The sequence below is a fragment of the Embleya sp. NPDC055664 genome (genome assembly GCF_053618075.1).
Map to the genome: position 1 here is coordinate 58,958 of NZ_JBSHGZ010000029.1, position 12,998 is coordinate 71,955.

A 12,998-nucleotide genomic window follows, 5' to 3' on the forward strand; every position below is an offset into this window, starting at 1 on the left:
CGTCAGCCTCCACCGGGACCCGCTCCCCACCCTCGGCACCAGCCGGCATGCCGGCGCGGCGCGACCCAGGGGAGGACTTCGCGGATCTGCGCACGGGCAAGGGCGGCCGGTAAATCCTCCCGAAAGAAGAGGGCGGACACGCCCTCCACGAGAACCTGTTTTCGCCATATCCTTGACGTCGTCAAAAACCCTTGCCTATCGTTCCCGTGCCGACGCGGGTCGCGCGGACGACGAGCACGAGGGGATCACCATGGCGGGCGGCACGATCGACGGATTCCAGGTGCACGGGCAGGACATCCCCTGGCTGCTCCGGCACTGGGCCGAGCACCGCCCCGAACATCCGGCGCTGGTGTGGGAACCCGCCGAGGGCACCGGCCGCACCTGGACCTACGCCGAACTGCTGCGCGACACCGAACGATTGGCCGCCGGCCTGACCGGACGCGGCATCGGCCGCGGCGCCAAGGTCCTGGTCCACAGCGAGAACTGCCCCGAGATGGTGCTGGCCTGGCTGGCCTGCGCGACCGTCGGCGCGGTGGCGGTGACCACGAACACCCGCGCCACCCCCGCCGAGATCGCCTACTTCGTCGAGCGCGCCGGCTGCGTGGCCGCCGTCACCCAACCCCACCTCGCCGCCCCGCTGGCGCAGTCCGGCGCCGCGTTGGACTGGGTCGCGGTCATCGACGGCGCCGCCCCGGACACGGTCTCCTTCGCCGACCTGTACGGCGACGCCGCGACCTGGACCGGACGCCCGATCGAACCGCTGCTCCCGTTCGGGATCATGTTCACCTCCGGCACCACCAGCCGCCCCAAGGCCGTCGTACACACGCACGCCAACGCGATCTGGGCAAGCCGCTCGGGTCCGCGCAGCATCGACCTGGGCCCCGACGACCGCTACCTGATCCACCTGCCCTTCTTCCACGTCAACGCGCAGAGTTGGTCGTTCTTCTCGGTACTCGGCGTGGGCGCGACCGCCGTCCTGACGCCCAAGTGGTCGACCAGCCGGTTCTGGGACGTGGTCGCCCGGCACGGGATCACCCACATGTCGCTGATGCCGTTCTGCTTCGGTGTGCTCGCCGCCCCGAACCGCCCGGAAACCGCCCTGCGGGTGGGCGTGTTCGGACAGGTCGCCCCGGCCCTGGACACGATGCTCGGACTGCGCGTGTACGCCGCGTTCGGCATGACCGAGACGGTCACCCACGCGATCACCGGCAAACCCACCGAGTACCTGCCCGCCCGCTCGATGGGCCGCCCCGCCCCCGGGTACGCCTGCGCCGTGGTCGACCCGGAGACCGGCCGGGAGTGCGCCGAGGGCGAGGTGGGCGAGTTGTGGCTGCGCGGCCAACGCGGCGTACAGCTGTTCCTGGAGTACCACGGCGATCCGCAGGCCACCGAGGCCGCGTTCGTCGGCGACTGGTTCCGCACCGGCGACATGGTCCTACTCGGCGCCGGCGGCAACGTGTTCTACCGCGAACGCGACAAGGACCTGCTCAAGGTCGGCGGCGAGAACGTCTCGGCCCGCGAGGTCGAGGACGTCGTCGGCGCCGTCGCCGGCGTCGGATCGGTCGCGGTGGTCGGCAAACACCACGACTTCCTCAGCGAGGTCGTGGTCGCCTTCGTGATCCGCAAACCGGACGCACCCGACGAGGACACCCTGGAGAAGAGCATCCTGGCGGCCTGCCGCGAGCGGCTGTCGGACTACAAGGTCCCCCGCGCGATCTACTTCGTCGACGCCTTCCCCCTCGGCACCCTCGACAAGGTACTGAAGAAGTCGCTGCGGGAGATGGCCGACAGCCGACCTCCGATCTGACGTGCGACCACCTCCGGCCCCGGCCTCGAAGGGGAGGTGGGGTGGGGTTGACGGGATGGTTATTGAGTAATAACTTACTTGGCATGGCAGCTCCTACCAGTCGTGTGGCCGGCACTGTTCGGATGAGTGCGGACGAGCGTCGTGTTGCGGTGATTCGTGCTGCCGTGACCGAGTTTGCCAAGGGTGGTCTGAACGGCACCTCCACGTCGGCGATCGCGAAGCGTGTCGGGGTTTCGCAGCCGTACCTGTTCCGTCTGTTCGACGACAAGAAGGCGCTCTTCCTCGCCACCGTGGAGTACGCCTTCGATCGGGTCGAGGAGCGCTTCCGCCGTGCCACCGAAGGCCTCACCGGTTACCCGGCGATGCATGCGATGGCGCACGCCTACCACGACTTCCTCGACACCGACACCGATCTGCTGCGCATCCAGTTGCAGGCCTACGCCGCGGCCGAGGACGCCGAACTGCGGTCCGAGATCCGCGGGTTCTGGAACCGGCTGGACGCGTTCGCCCGGGAGGTCACCGGGGTCGACGGCGAGGAGCTGACCAACTTCTTCGCGCGCGGCATGCTCTGCAACGTCATCGCCTCGCTCGACCTGCCCCGCAACCGGTACTTCGACGACGTTCTCTCCGCGGACGGCAAGTTGCTCCACTGCGATCCGTGCGAGGACTCCGAGCGGTTCGGCGAGCCGCCGGCGCCCGAGCCACCCGCCCCCGAGTTGCCCGCGTCCGCACCGTCCGACTGACCCACGCCCCACCCGACCCGCCCGCACCACTCGCGGGCCCTTCTCCGTCCGCCCCGACGCCGATGGCAGAGCCCTGCCCGCAATAGTTAGTAATCAATAACTAATCCTGAGCGTCAAAGTTAGTCATCGATCACTACGTCCGGACCTCGACCCAAGGGATCCCATGAGCCAGCAGCAGGCGCGACCCGCGACCGGATCGCGCACCGTCCTGTGGACCTTCCTCGCCTCCAGCTTCGCCCTCTTCATGGCCTCGCTCGACAACCTCGTCGTCACCACCGCGCTGCCGTCCATCCGCGAGGACCTCGACGCCGGGATATCCGAGCTCGAATGGACCGTGAACGCCTACACCCTCAGCTTCGCGGTGCTGCTCATGCTGGGCGCCGCGCTGGGCGACCGGTTCGGCCGCCGCCGGATCTTCGCGACCGGCATCGGGATCTTCACGGTCGCCTCCGCGATCGCCGCGATCGCCCCGAACTCCGAGACGCTGATCCTCGCCCGCGCCCTGCAGGGTGCCGGGGCCGCCGCGATCCTCCCGCTCAGCCTCACCATCCTGACCCGCGCGGTCGCCCCCGAGAAACGCCCGATGGCCCTGGGGCTGTGGGGCGGCATCAACGGGCTCGCGGTGGCCCTGGGCCCGCTGGTCGGCGGCGCCGTCGTCGAACACGGCTCCTGGCAGTGGATCTTCTGGCTGAACGTCCCGCTCGGCCTGGTCCTGGTCCCGCTCACGCTGCGCAAGGTGGACGAGAGCCACGGCCCCAACAGCCGCCTCGACCTGGTCGGCACCGTCCTCGTCAGCCTCGGCCTGCTCGGCCTCGTCTTCGGCCTTGTCCGCGGTGAGGGCCACGGCTGGTCCAGCGTCGGCGTCATCGCCCCGATGGCCGTCGGTGCCGCCCTGATCGCCGTCTTCGTCGGCTACGAACGCCGCGCCGCACAGCCCATGCTGCCCATGACGATGTTCCGCAACCGTGCCTTCACCGCCCTGACCTTCTCCGGGCTGCTCATGTTCGCCGGCGTCTTCGGCTCGATCTTCCTGCTCACCCAGTACCTCCAGGGTGTCCAGGGCTACTCGCCGCTCGACGCGGGTCTGCGGATCCTGCCGTGGACGATGATGCCCGTGGTCATCGCCCCGCTCGCCGGCCCGCTGTCCGCCCGGATCGGCGGCCGGCCGCTGGTCATCGCGGGTCTCGCGCTGAGCGCGGCGGGTCTGGCCTGGTTCGCGGTCACCGCGTCGACCGACGTCACCTACGCGCAGCAGATCCCGGCCCTGATCCTGTGCGGGCTGGGCATGTCGCTGTACTTCATCCCCACCGCGAGCCTGCTGATGTCCGTGGTCCGTACCGACCAGCAGGGCGTCGCCTCCGGCGCCAACAACGCGCTGCGCGAACTCGGCGGCGTCCTCGGCGTGGCGGTGCTCGCCTCGGTCTTCAGCTCCAACGGCGGCTTCGCCTCGCCCGAGAGCTTCGTCGACGGCCTCGTCCCGGCGCTGTGGGTCGGCGTCGTCCTCGCCGGCGTCGGCTCGGTCACCGCCGCGCTGATCCCGCGCGCTCGTGCGCAGTCGGCGACGGAGGCCCCGGCGCCGAAGGTCCCGGTCGGCGTCTGACCTCCCGCACCACCGACACCTCGTGGGCGCGCCCTCTACGGAGGGCGTGCCCACGAGGTCGCGGCCGGTCGAACACCGGGCGCGGTCAGTGCAGTTGGGCCAGGAACACCTTCGGGCGCAGGGCCTTGCCCGAGGCGTCCAGGACGGTCAGCGGGGTGCCGTCGCGCAGTACGGTCGGGGTGCCGGTCACCCCGGATTCGGCGAAGTCCGCCTGTGCCCGGTCCACCCAGGCCCGATGGGTGAACCCGCGCACGACGTGGTCGAAGTCGGCGCCGCGCAGCCCGGGCACCTCGCCGGCGGCGTCCAGCAGGAAGTCGGGGTCGGCGAAGGTGTCCGTCGACTCGTCCGGCTGCCGTTGGTACAGCACGTGCAGGTAGTCCAGGAACGGCCCCTGGCCGACGTCCGCCGCGCCGCGCAGGGCGTTCACCGCGCGATGCGAACCCTCGCCGCCCAGCCGTACGTCCAGGAAGGTGGCGAAGTGGTACCGCAGTACGAACCGGCCCTCGTCCGCCAGTCGCCGGAACACCGGCCCGAGCCCCACCTCCATGCGTCGGCAGAACGGGCAGCGCGGGTCGGCGTAGAGGTCCAGACAGCGGGCGAGGTCCTGGGGGCCGTAGACGAGGGCCGTGCCGTGCGCGCCGGGAGCGGTGCGGAAGCTCATTGTTCGCCTCTGTCCGGCCGGCCGCGCCGCGACTCCTCCGACCGCCCGTTCGGGGTAACCGGTCGGTCGCGTGCCGTGTCGCCCGCCTGCGCGGCCGTCCGGGGTGCTTCGGCGCATTTGCGGTCATCGGGTAGGTTCACTGGAACCGGCCGGTCGGGAACGACTGCCCACCCGGCACTGGGGAAGGTGACGCCCGGATGGACGCGGCCCCGAGGTTTCGCCACGAGGCGCTGCTGTACGCGGGCCTCGACGACTTCGTCGAGCGCACGGCGGCCTTCGTGCGCGCGGGATTGCGCGCGGGCGAGGCGGTCGCCGTCGCGGTGATCGAGTCGCGCGCCGGCGCGCTGCGCAAGGAACTGGCCGCCGATGCCGACCTGGTGACCTGGATCGACATGGAGCGGGTCGGCCGCAATCCGGCGCGGATCATTCCGGCCTGGCGGGAGTGGACGGCGGCGCAGGGCCCGCGGGGCCGGCGCGGCATCGGCGAGCCGATCTGGGTCGGCCGCGACGCCGCCGAACTGGTCGAGTGCGGTCACCACGAGGTGCTGCTCGACCTGGCCTTCGCCGACGAGGCGTGGTGGCTGCTGTGTCCGTACGACGTCTGCGGCCTGCACCCCGAGGTGATCGCCGAGGCGCGGCGCGCCCACCCCCCGCCGCCGACCGGCGCCACCGGCGAGCGGCGCTCGCGCCCGGACGCCGAGGTGTACGCGGCGACCCTGCGCAGCCCGCCGCTGCCGGCCGCCCCGGGGCACGCCGAACGCCTGGCCTTCCGGGCGGGCGAACTGGCCGGTGTCCGGACGCTGGTCCGCCGGATACTGCCCGATGCGACGCGGACCCGGGTCAATCACGCGCTGCTCGCGATCGGTGAGATCACCGGCAACAGCGTCGTGCACGGCGGTGCGGCCGGCACGATCGTGCTGTGGTCCGAGGGGGCCCACCTGTTCTGCGACGTCCACGACGCCGGCCGGATCACCGACCCGCTCGCCGGCCGTCACCGCCCGACCACCGATCAGGACGGCGGCCGCGGCCTGTGGATCGCCAACCAGATCTGCGACCTGGTCCAGATCCGCTCCACCGAAACCGGCACCACCGTGCGGCTGCGCCTGCGGGTGTCGGACTGATCGGTCGCCCGAAACCGGGAGCCGCCGCGCGACGGCCCCGGCCTCGTTCGCCCGGAGGAGCGGGCGGGTGAGGTCGGGGCCGCGGGGTGGGAAAGACTGGTGGGACGCTGGTGGGACGCTGGTGGGACGAACTGGTGGGGGATTCAGTGTCGGGACGTCGGGGTCGCGTCCGGCGTCGCGCCCGGCGCCGCGATCTGTTCGATCTCGATCATGCACGCCACACAGAACGTCTCCCGCCGGCGACTGCCGTGCACTTCACGAAAGTTCGGCAGGGTCTCGCCGCACAACGCGGTGTCCTCGCCCTCCATCGCGTGCCACACGACATTGTCCGGACCTTCGACCGCTCGCATCACATGCATTTCCGCTCCCGTGTGCTGGGATTCACCGGCTTCACCATGCAATCCGGGGGCGGTCCCGCGCGCATCCGGGCCGGAGCCGCGCCGAGCCGGGCCGGGTGGTCCCGATCCGCGTGCGGGGACACGGAGTACGAGGTCACCGGCACGTGGTCGGCCGTCGAGACGGGCGGGGCGGGGTTGGCCCGTCCGGGTGATCGACCGGGACGGCGGGCGGGCCGTCGCGGCCGGAGCGACGGGGGCGGCCCGGGGAGGCGGCACTCCGAAAAGGGCTCAACCGCTCGTCGGCGACACCGCGGCGGCGCCGATGTGGGGACGGTGATGCGTACCGTGATCGTCGGCGGCGGCGTGGTCGGCCTGCTCACCGCCCTGGAGCGCGCCCGGGCCGGCCATCGGGCCACCCTCGTCGAGCAGGGCCCGCTGCCCAATCCGCACGCGGCCTCGTACGACCGTGCACCGGGTGCCGCGCACCCTGCTCGCCGCCGCCGGCGATGGCGGGCACCCGCTGGACCCGATCGGGCTCGCCCGGCGCCGACCATCCGTGCTTTCCCGCCGGCGCGGGCGCGGTGTACGAGGAGCGGGGCCGGCGTACTGCTCGCGAACCGCGTCTTGGAGGTGGCCGTGCACCGGCCGCGGCGGACCGTCCTGTACCGCGCGGTGCCGCGCGAGCACCACCACGCATGGGCGGGGACGCCGGCGGTGGCCGTGCCTGACCGGCGCCGCCGGTCGCGGACGCCCCGCTCGGGTTGTCCGCGCACGAAGTCGCCTGCGTGGCAACCGCGTTGCACGGCCGCGATGCCGCCGCCCACTGGACCCGGGCCCTGCGCAAGCGGTGCACACCGCTCGTGTCCGGCTCCCATCCCGGCCGCGAAGTCGAACGGCTCGTCCGCCGACCCGCGCTGCCCGGGGCTACTCCGCCGGGAGTAGGCCGTTGTGGAGGAGGTCGGCCAGTTGGGTCGTCGCGAAGAGTTGGGGTTGGCCGCCGGTACGGATGACCAGGGTCGGGTGGTCGGGCAGGAGCGGGGAGGCGAGGAAGACGACGGCCGTCGGTCCGCCGTCCGTGCCCGCGAACATCACGGCTCGCCCGAGCGGAGTGGGTACGGTTTCGACCGGGCGGTCCGTCGGGATGTCGGACTCGGTGCGGTAGAGGTCCTTCGGGCTCAGGCCCTCCCATCCCGGCATGGTGCGCGGGTCGCAGGCCGTGCCGAAGGATTGGATCACCAGGTCCGGGCCGGCCATGCCCCGATTGACCACGACCCGCACGCCCGGGCAGTACGAGCCGGACACCGCCGCCGAATCGCCCTGCACCCAGCGGTCGGTGGGCACCCGCAGCCGGAACACCGCGGCCCGGGTGCGCACCGTCGCCAGGGCCAGCCGCGCCCCATCCCCGGTCCACGGCAGCGCGGAGGGCGCCTGGTCCGGAGAGGACCGCCGATACCCACCCCCACCCGAATCGCTGCACGCGGTCACCGTCACCGCCGCCGTCACGGCCATCACGACCGGTACGACCGCCCCGCGCAGCCACGCCGTCCCCACGGTGACCCGCCGTCCACCCATCGCCCGGACTCCCCTTCCGTCGCCACATCCGGCGAATGGACGCGGCCCGCGCCGAACGGGTTCCCCCGCGCGTACCCGCCGCCCCGCGCCTCGGTCGTTGTGGCAGGCTGCCGTGTCGTGACCGACATCGACGGCACGCGGTGTACGTCGAGCCGAACGTCTGGGTCCGCCACCCGGTGCCCGGCCCACGCGGGTAGGCACGATCGACTCGGGTCGGTGTCAGGCGTCGGGGCCGAGGGTGTTCAGGAAGGTCTTGACCACATCGATCGGGATCGCGAAGGTGATGCCGACACTGCCGGCGTCCGCCTCGGCGCCGCCGCTGCCACCGCTGCTGCCGCCCCAGGGCAGGTCGTTGCCGCCCTCGGAGGTGGTGTCGTAGATGGCCGAGTCGATGCCCACGACCCGGCCGGACAGATCGACGAGCGGGCCGCCCGAACTGCCCGAGCCGAACGCGACGTCGGTCTGGATCGCCTGGTAGGTCACCGTGTTCGCGTCGGTCGCCGCGATGGGCGAGGTACGCACGCCACTCGCGTCGTCGGGCACGACCGCACTCTCTCCGGACGTCGTGATGGGCCGGTTCAGCGCGCCGACCACACCGGAGGTGACCGTGCCGCCCAGGCCGAGGGGCGAACCGAACGCGACCACCCGTCGCCCACTTGCAACGACGCCGAGTCGCCGAGCACGGCCGGGGTGAGGCCGCCGACACCGCTCACCCGGACCACCGCGAGATCGTGGGCGGCGTCGCTCGCCGACACGGTGCCGGCGGCGGTGCGACCGTCGGCGAAGACCACCGTGAGGCCGCCGGGACCCGCCCCGGTCACCACGTGATCGTTGGTCAGGATCCGGCCGGCGGTGTCCAGGACCACCCCCGAACCCGTCACCGAGCCGCGCCGCGAGGTCACCCGCAACTCGACCACACTCGACCGGACGGCCGCCGCCACCGCCGACACCGACCCCGCGCCCCCGCCCGCGGAGGCGTTGCGCACGGGCGCCCCGCCGATCGCCGCCGGCGGCGCGTGGTCGGCGTCCTCGAAGTGGCGCACCACGACCACCCCGGACAACCCGCCGACCAGGCCGGCCACCACGGCCGCCACCACCGGCACCGGCAAGGCCCGCTTCACCCGCCGCCGACCCGGGGCCCGCGTCTTGCTCCCGGTGGACTCCGCGCGCCCCGCATTGTCTTCCGTCATACCCGAGACTCTCGATCCCGCAGATGAAGACCACCTGAGAGCACCCCCAAGCCCACCCCAAAACCCGACACCGCAACCCGGAGCGCGCCCGCACGTTCGGGTGCCCGCGATGAGTTTTGCCGGCTCCGGCGGTCCAATGAGTGTGACGTCGCGTATTCACTCGGACGAGGGTCAGGAGAGCAGTGGGATGACGATCAGTGCACGCACCGCCGGCTACGCGCCGGTCAACGGGATCGAGATGTACTACGAGGAGCACGGTGTCGAGGGAGCCGCGCCCCCGTTGGTTCTACTCCACGGAGGGGCGCAGACCATCGACCTGTCCTTCGGCGCGCTGTTGCCCGCGCTCGCCGCGAACCGGCGGCTGATCGGCGTCGAGTTGCAGGGGCACGGGCACACCGCCGACTCCGACCGCGAGATGTCGCTGGAGGTGTTGGCCGACGACGTGATCGCGCTGCTCGACCATCTCGACATCGATCGGGCCGACCTGCTCGGCTACAGCCTCGGCGGCCTGACCGCGCTGCGTGCCGTGGTGCGCGCGCCGGAACGGGTGAACCGGCTGGCCCTGTTGGCCACGCACTGTCGGCACGACGGCTACTTCCCGGAGATCTCCGCCCCCGAGCAGACCTCGCCGCGCCTGCCGACCGAGGCCGACTTCAAGGCGATGGTCGAGGCGTACGCCCGGGTCGCCCCCGACCCGACCGCCTTCGGAGCCACCTTGGCCAAGCTCCAGCCCGTCGCGCACGGCTTCACCGAATGGACCGACGACGAGCTGCGCGCGATCGCCGCGCCCACCCTCCTGGTGATCGGCGACACCGACTTCATCCGGGTGGAACACGCCGCGCTCATGCACGGGTTGATCCCCTCGTCCCGGCTCGCGGTCCTGCCGGACACCACGCACATGGCCGTGCCCGGACGCGCCGAGTTGCTGCTCCCGATCCTCGACGCGTTCCTGCCGGTCGGCTCCTGAGCCCTGCCCCGCGTGTCCTGAGCGACCGTCGAAGGTGTGTCCGCCGCACGCCTTCGACCCCCGTTCCGCCGACACCACGCACGCCCTCCGCGCGTGGTGTCGGCCCCGGGACCGTCGCGGGATCCCGGGTATCGCCCCGTGCCGCGGCGGCTCAGCCCCAGGAGGCGCCGGCCGGCTCCTCGATCGTGGTGTTGATCCGGTTGAAGAAGTTGGTGATCGAGATCATCAGGATGATCGCGGACAGCTGCCGCTCGTCGAAGTGGTCGGCGACCTCGTCCCACAGCGCGTCCGGTACGGCCTGGCCGCTGTGGTCGGCGAGCCGGGTGGAAGCCTCGGTCAGGGCCAGTGCGGCGCGTTCGGCGTCGGAGAAGAAGGGGGCCTCGCGCCAGGCCGCGACGGCGTGCAGCCGCTCGTCGGTGGTGCCCGCCTTCTTGGCGCCGGCGACGCCGGCGAACACACAGGCGCTGCAGCCGTTGATCTGGCTGGCGCGCAGGTGGACCAGTTCCAGGATCTCCTGCGGCACGCCGCCGGAGTACATCGCCTTGTAGATGGACTGGATGCCCTTCATCGTGTCGGGCAGGACCATGGCGGGGTTCTTCATCCGAGCGCTCATGACGTCTTCTTCTCTCTCGATCGTGGGCGGTCGGTTCGTTCGAGTACCGGCCGGTTATCGTCCTTCACTGCACTGACGAAACGGCCGATGGAGATGTGACAGGTGAGCGAAGAAGATTTCCTGGCGCAGCGGTTCGAGGAGACCCGGCCGCATCTGCGAGCGGTGGCCTACCGGATGCTGGGCTCGCTCGGCGAGGCCGACGACGCGGTTCAGGACGCCTGGTTGCGGCTGAGTCGGTCCGACATCTCCGAGGTGAAAAACCTGGGCGGCTGGCTGACCACGGTGGTCGGCCGGGTGTGCCTGGACATGTTGCGGTCGCGGACGGCGCGCCGGGAGGATCCGCTGCAGGACGACGACGGGTTCGTGCGCCTGCCCGATCCGATCGTCAGCGGTCCCGACGGCATGGATCCCGAGCAGGAGATCCTGCTGGCCGACTCGGTCGGCATCGCGCTGCTCGTGGTGCTGGAGACGCTGGCCCCGGACGAGCGGCTGGCCTTCGTCCTGCACGACATGTTCGGCGTGCCGTTCGACGAGATCGCCCCGGTTCTGGACCGTACGCTCGCCTCCACCCGGCAGCTCGCCAGTCGGGCCCGGCGGCGGGTCCAGGGCGTCTCGCCCGCGCCGGAGCCCGACCCGGGTCGGCGGCGCGCGGTGGTCGACGCGTTCCTCGCCGCCTCGCGCGGCGGCGACTTCGAGGCCCTGGTCGCCGTGCTCCACCCCGAGGTGGTGGCCCGCTCCGACGGCGGCACGCTGCGGCCGAGCCTGGTCCGGCGCGGTGCGGCCGAGGTCGCGTCGCAGGCGATCACCTTCGCCCGCTTCGCCGAGATCGCGCTTCCGGCGCTGATCAACGGCACGCCGGGCGTGGTCTCGCTGGCCTCCGACGGCACGCCGCTGTCGGTGATGGCGTTCACGATCGAGGACGGGCGGATCACCTCGCTGGACATCCTCACCGACCCGGAGCGGCTGGCCGGGATCGACCTGAGCATGCTCACGAGCTGACCGGATCGCCCCACGGCGGTCGGTGCGAAGGGCCTTCGGCCTCGCGCCGACCGCCGACGCGCGACGCGTCGCCGTGACGCGGGTACGCCCTACGGGCGCGGGATGCGGCTGTAGTCCTGGCCCGGGATCTCGATCAGCGCGTGCGTCGGCGCGATCTGCAGGTGGTGCGACCCGTCGATCTCGTACCCGCCCGGAACCCGGTATCCGGCCCAGATCGGCAGGTCGACGCGCAGCGCCCAGGCGCCGGACGCGGTGCGCTCCCAGCGCACCACACGACACAGCAGTACGCCGCGGTCCTCCGGCTGCCGGACCCACACCCACGTGCCCTCCGCCGGTGGCGGCGGTCCGGGCCGGCCGTGGCGCGGCGTCTCCGCGTCCGCGCGGGCCGCCTGCGCGCGGGTGGCGTCGACGCGTTGCCCCAGGGTCGCGCGGCCACCGGAGAACGACGCCTCCAGTGCGTCGACGTCCGGTGGCTCGGTCATGCCGATCATGGTAGCCCCGATCGAACCCGAATTCGAACACCTGTTCCCATCGGGCGTCGGGGCCACCCACCGGGCGTACCACCCGCCTCAGGTGCCCCCGTAGCGCCCCGCAGCACGTCCACCACATCCGATCCGTCGCTCGATTCCGCTCGCGCGGCCACGGCCCACGACATGCCGTCGAGGGCCTGGAGCACCAGCGCACAACCGGAGTACCGGCCCGGATCGCGGAAAGCGGGTCTCGTTCAGTACGTGGGCACCCGCTCCGTCGGCACGGCGCCGGCGCCGTCGAGTCGGCGCGCCAGTCCGGCGCCTTCCGGGTCCACGTCCGGCAGGAACCGGTCGAGGGCCCGGGGCAACCACCAGGCCCGAGCGCCGAGCACCGCCAGTACGGCCGGCACCAGCGTCATCCGGACCACGAACGCGTCGAACAACACGCCCGCGGCCGGCGCGAAGCCCATGCCCTTGACCACCACGTTGTCGGACAACACGAACGACCCGAACACCGACACCATGATCAGCGCGGCGGCGGCGACCACCTTGGCGCTGTGCCCGTAGCCCACCCGCAGCGCGTCGAGCGCGGGCCGCCCGTGGGTGTACTCCTCGCGCATCCGCGAGACCAGGAACACCTCGTAGTCCATGGCCAGGCCGAACAGGATGCCGATCGGCAGGATCGGCAGGAAGCTCACGATCGGCCCGGTGCCGGCCGAGGGAGCGCTGCGACTCGGTGCCCGGGATGTCGTTGCGCGACGCGAATGGTTTCATCAGGGCGAGCGTGGCCGCCGCCGAGGCCACCAGGATCAGGACCCAGGCGGCGATGACGAACCGGCGGCGGCGATAGGCGAAACGGTCGAGGCGATACAACAGCGAGGACATCACGAACTCCCGGACGGATACGGCACGGGGAT

13 protein-coding genes and 2 pseudogenes are annotated in these 12,998 nt (G+C 72.0%); 7 read left to right on the forward strand and 8 right to left on the reverse strand.

The annotated features are described in order from the left end of the window. The first annotated feature begins 250 nt into the window (after positions 1-250). From ACWGR4_RS34605 to ACWGR4_RS34615, 3 genes are all read left to right on the forward strand, one after another. Positions 251-1,807 carry a class I adenylate-forming enzyme family protein gene (locus ACWGR4_RS34605; RefSeq protein ID WP_452132849.1) on the forward strand — a complete coding sequence of 519 codons (1,557 nt, stop codon included), beginning with the start codon at positions 251-253 and terminating at the stop codon, positions 1,805-1,807. A 164-nt stretch (positions 1,808-1,971) separates the two neighbouring features. Then, positions 1,972-2,550, forward strand: a complete 579-nt coding sequence (locus ACWGR4_RS34610) for a TetR/AcrR family transcriptional regulator (RefSeq protein ID WP_452132850.1) — start codon at positions 1,972-1,974, stop codon at positions 2,548-2,550. 163 nt (positions 2,551-2,713) lie between these two features. Beyond that, positions 2,714-4,150, forward strand: a complete 1,437-nt coding sequence (locus ACWGR4_RS34615) for an MFS transporter (RefSeq protein ID WP_452132851.1) — start codon at positions 2,714-2,716, stop codon at positions 4,148-4,150. 85 nt (positions 4,151-4,235) lie between these two features. Here the strand turns inward: ACWGR4_RS34615 and ACWGR4_RS34620 are convergent, their stop codons facing one another. After that, positions 4,236-4,811 (reverse strand): DsbA family protein, encoded by a 576-nt coding sequence (locus tag ACWGR4_RS34620; protein WP_380009664.1) that lies wholly within the window; start codon positions 4,809-4,811, stop codon positions 4,236-4,238. A 197-nt stretch (positions 4,812-5,008) separates the two neighbouring features. Between ACWGR4_RS34620 and ACWGR4_RS34625 the strand changes: the two genes are divergently transcribed. Continuing rightward, positions 5,009-5,932 (forward strand): anti-sigma factor RsbA family regulatory protein, encoded by a 924-nt coding sequence (locus ACWGR4_RS34625; RefSeq protein ID WP_452132852.1) that lies wholly within the window; start codon positions 5,009-5,011, stop codon positions 5,930-5,932. A gap of 143 nt (positions 5,933-6,075) precedes the next feature. On the opposite strand, the gene ACWGR4_RS34630 is transcribed toward ACWGR4_RS34625, so the two are convergent. Together ACWGR4_RS34630 and ACWGR4_RS34635 are read right to left on the reverse strand one after the other, a co-directional pair. Then, the gene (locus tag ACWGR4_RS34630; RefSeq protein ID WP_452132853.1) at positions 6,076-6,291 is read right to left on the reverse strand and encodes a hypothetical protein; all 216 of its coding nucleotides are present in this window, start codon (positions 6,289-6,291) and stop codon (positions 6,076-6,078) included. Between the two features lie 267 nt (positions 6,292-6,558). After that, the gene (locus tag ACWGR4_RS34635; protein WP_452132858.1) at positions 6,559-6,720 is read right to left on the reverse strand and encodes a hypothetical protein; all 162 of its coding nucleotides are present in this window, start codon (positions 6,718-6,720) and stop codon (positions 6,559-6,561) included. On the opposite strand from ACWGR4_RS34635, the gene ACWGR4_RS34640 reads away from it, so the two are divergent. Continuing rightward, complete coding sequence (locus ACWGR4_RS34640) at positions 6,655-7,212, forward strand: hypothetical protein (RefSeq protein WP_452132857.1); 558 nt, start codon at positions 6,655-6,657, stop codon at positions 7,210-7,212. The two genes, ACWGR4_RS34635 and ACWGR4_RS34640, sit on opposite strands and share 66 nt — an antisense overlap. Here ACWGR4_RS34640 and ACWGR4_RS34645 read toward each other — a convergent pair. Next, entirely contained in the window at positions 7,195-7,842 is a 648-nt protein-coding gene (locus ACWGR4_RS34645; protein ID WP_452132854.1) for a hypothetical protein, read from the reverse strand. The two genes, ACWGR4_RS34640 and ACWGR4_RS34645, sit on opposite strands and share 18 nt — an antisense overlap. A 219-nt stretch (positions 7,843-8,061) precedes the next feature. After that, positions 8,062-9,032 (reverse strand): annotated as a pseudogene (locus tag ACWGR4_RS34650) (S1C family serine protease). A gap of 187 nt (positions 9,033-9,219) precedes the next feature. Between ACWGR4_RS34650 and ACWGR4_RS34655 the strand changes: the two are divergent. Then, complete coding sequence (locus ACWGR4_RS34655) at positions 9,220-9,999, forward strand: alpha/beta fold hydrolase (protein WP_452132855.1); 780 nt, start codon at positions 9,220-9,222, stop codon at positions 9,997-9,999. 151 nt (positions 10,000-10,150) lie between these two features. Here ACWGR4_RS34655 and ACWGR4_RS34660 read toward each other — a convergent pair whose 3' ends face one another. Then, positions 10,151-10,612, reverse strand: coding sequence for a carboxymuconolactone decarboxylase family protein (locus ACWGR4_RS34660; protein WP_380009685.1), 462 nt, complete (start codon positions 10,610-10,612; stop codon positions 10,151-10,153). Between the two features lie 102 nt (positions 10,613-10,714). Between ACWGR4_RS34660 and ACWGR4_RS34665 the strand changes: the two genes are divergently transcribed. Further along, complete coding sequence (locus tag ACWGR4_RS34665) at positions 10,715-11,611, forward strand: sigma-70 family RNA polymerase sigma factor (RefSeq protein ID WP_452132856.1); 897 nt, start codon at positions 10,715-10,717, stop codon at positions 11,609-11,611. Positions 11,612-11,700: 89 nt separating this feature from the next. On the opposite strand, the gene ACWGR4_RS34670 is transcribed toward ACWGR4_RS34665, so the two are convergent. Together ACWGR4_RS34670 and ACWGR4_RS34675 are read right to left on the reverse strand one after the other, a co-directional pair. After that, positions 11,701-12,093, reverse strand: coding sequence for a hypothetical protein (locus tag ACWGR4_RS34670; protein WP_452128780.1), 393 nt, complete (start codon positions 12,091-12,093; stop codon positions 11,701-11,703). Positions 12,094-12,335: 242 nt separating this feature from the next. Then, positions 12,336-12,788: pseudogene (locus ACWGR4_RS34675) on the reverse strand (MMPL family transporter); the annotation flags it as partial. Positions 12,789-12,998: the final 210 nt, after the last annotated feature.

What these genes read in the sequence shown, in the direction of transcription:
- ACWGR4_RS34660 (WP_380009685.1), bottom strand. Translation starts at nt 10,612, where the DNA reads ATGAGCGCTCGGATGAAGAACCCCGCCATGGTCCTGCCCGACACGATG.
- ACWGR4_RS34645 (WP_452132854.1), bottom strand. Translation starts at nt 7,842, where the DNA reads ATGGGTGGACGGCGGGTCACCGTGGGGACGGCGTGGCTGCGCGGGGCG.
- ACWGR4_RS34605 (WP_452132849.1), top strand. Translation starts at nt 251, where the DNA reads ATGGCGGGCGGCACGATCGACGGATTCCAGGTGCACGGGCAGGACATC.
- ACWGR4_RS34620 (WP_380009664.1), bottom strand. Translation starts at nt 4,811, where the DNA reads ATGAGCTTCCGCACCGCTCCCGGCGCGCACGGCACGGCCCTCGTCTAC.
- ACWGR4_RS34625 (WP_452132852.1), top strand. Translation starts at nt 5,009, where the DNA reads ATGGACGCGGCCCCGAGGTTTCGCCACGAGGCGCTGCTGTACGCGGGC.
- ACWGR4_RS34630 (WP_452132853.1), bottom strand. Translation starts at nt 6,291, where the DNA reads ATGCATGTGATGCGAGCGGTCGAAGGTCCGGACAATGTCGTGTGGCAC.
- ACWGR4_RS34615 (WP_452132851.1), top strand. Translation starts at nt 2,714, where the DNA reads ATGAGCCAGCAGCAGGCGCGACCCGCGACCGGATCGCGCACCGTCCTG.
- ACWGR4_RS34670 (WP_452128780.1), bottom strand. Translation starts at nt 12,093, where the DNA reads ATGACCGAGCCACCGGACGTCGACGCACTGGAGGCGTCGTTCTCCGGT.
- ACWGR4_RS34655 (WP_452132855.1), top strand. Translation starts at nt 9,220, where the DNA reads ATGACGATCAGTGCACGCACCGCCGGCTACGCGCCGGTCAACGGGATC.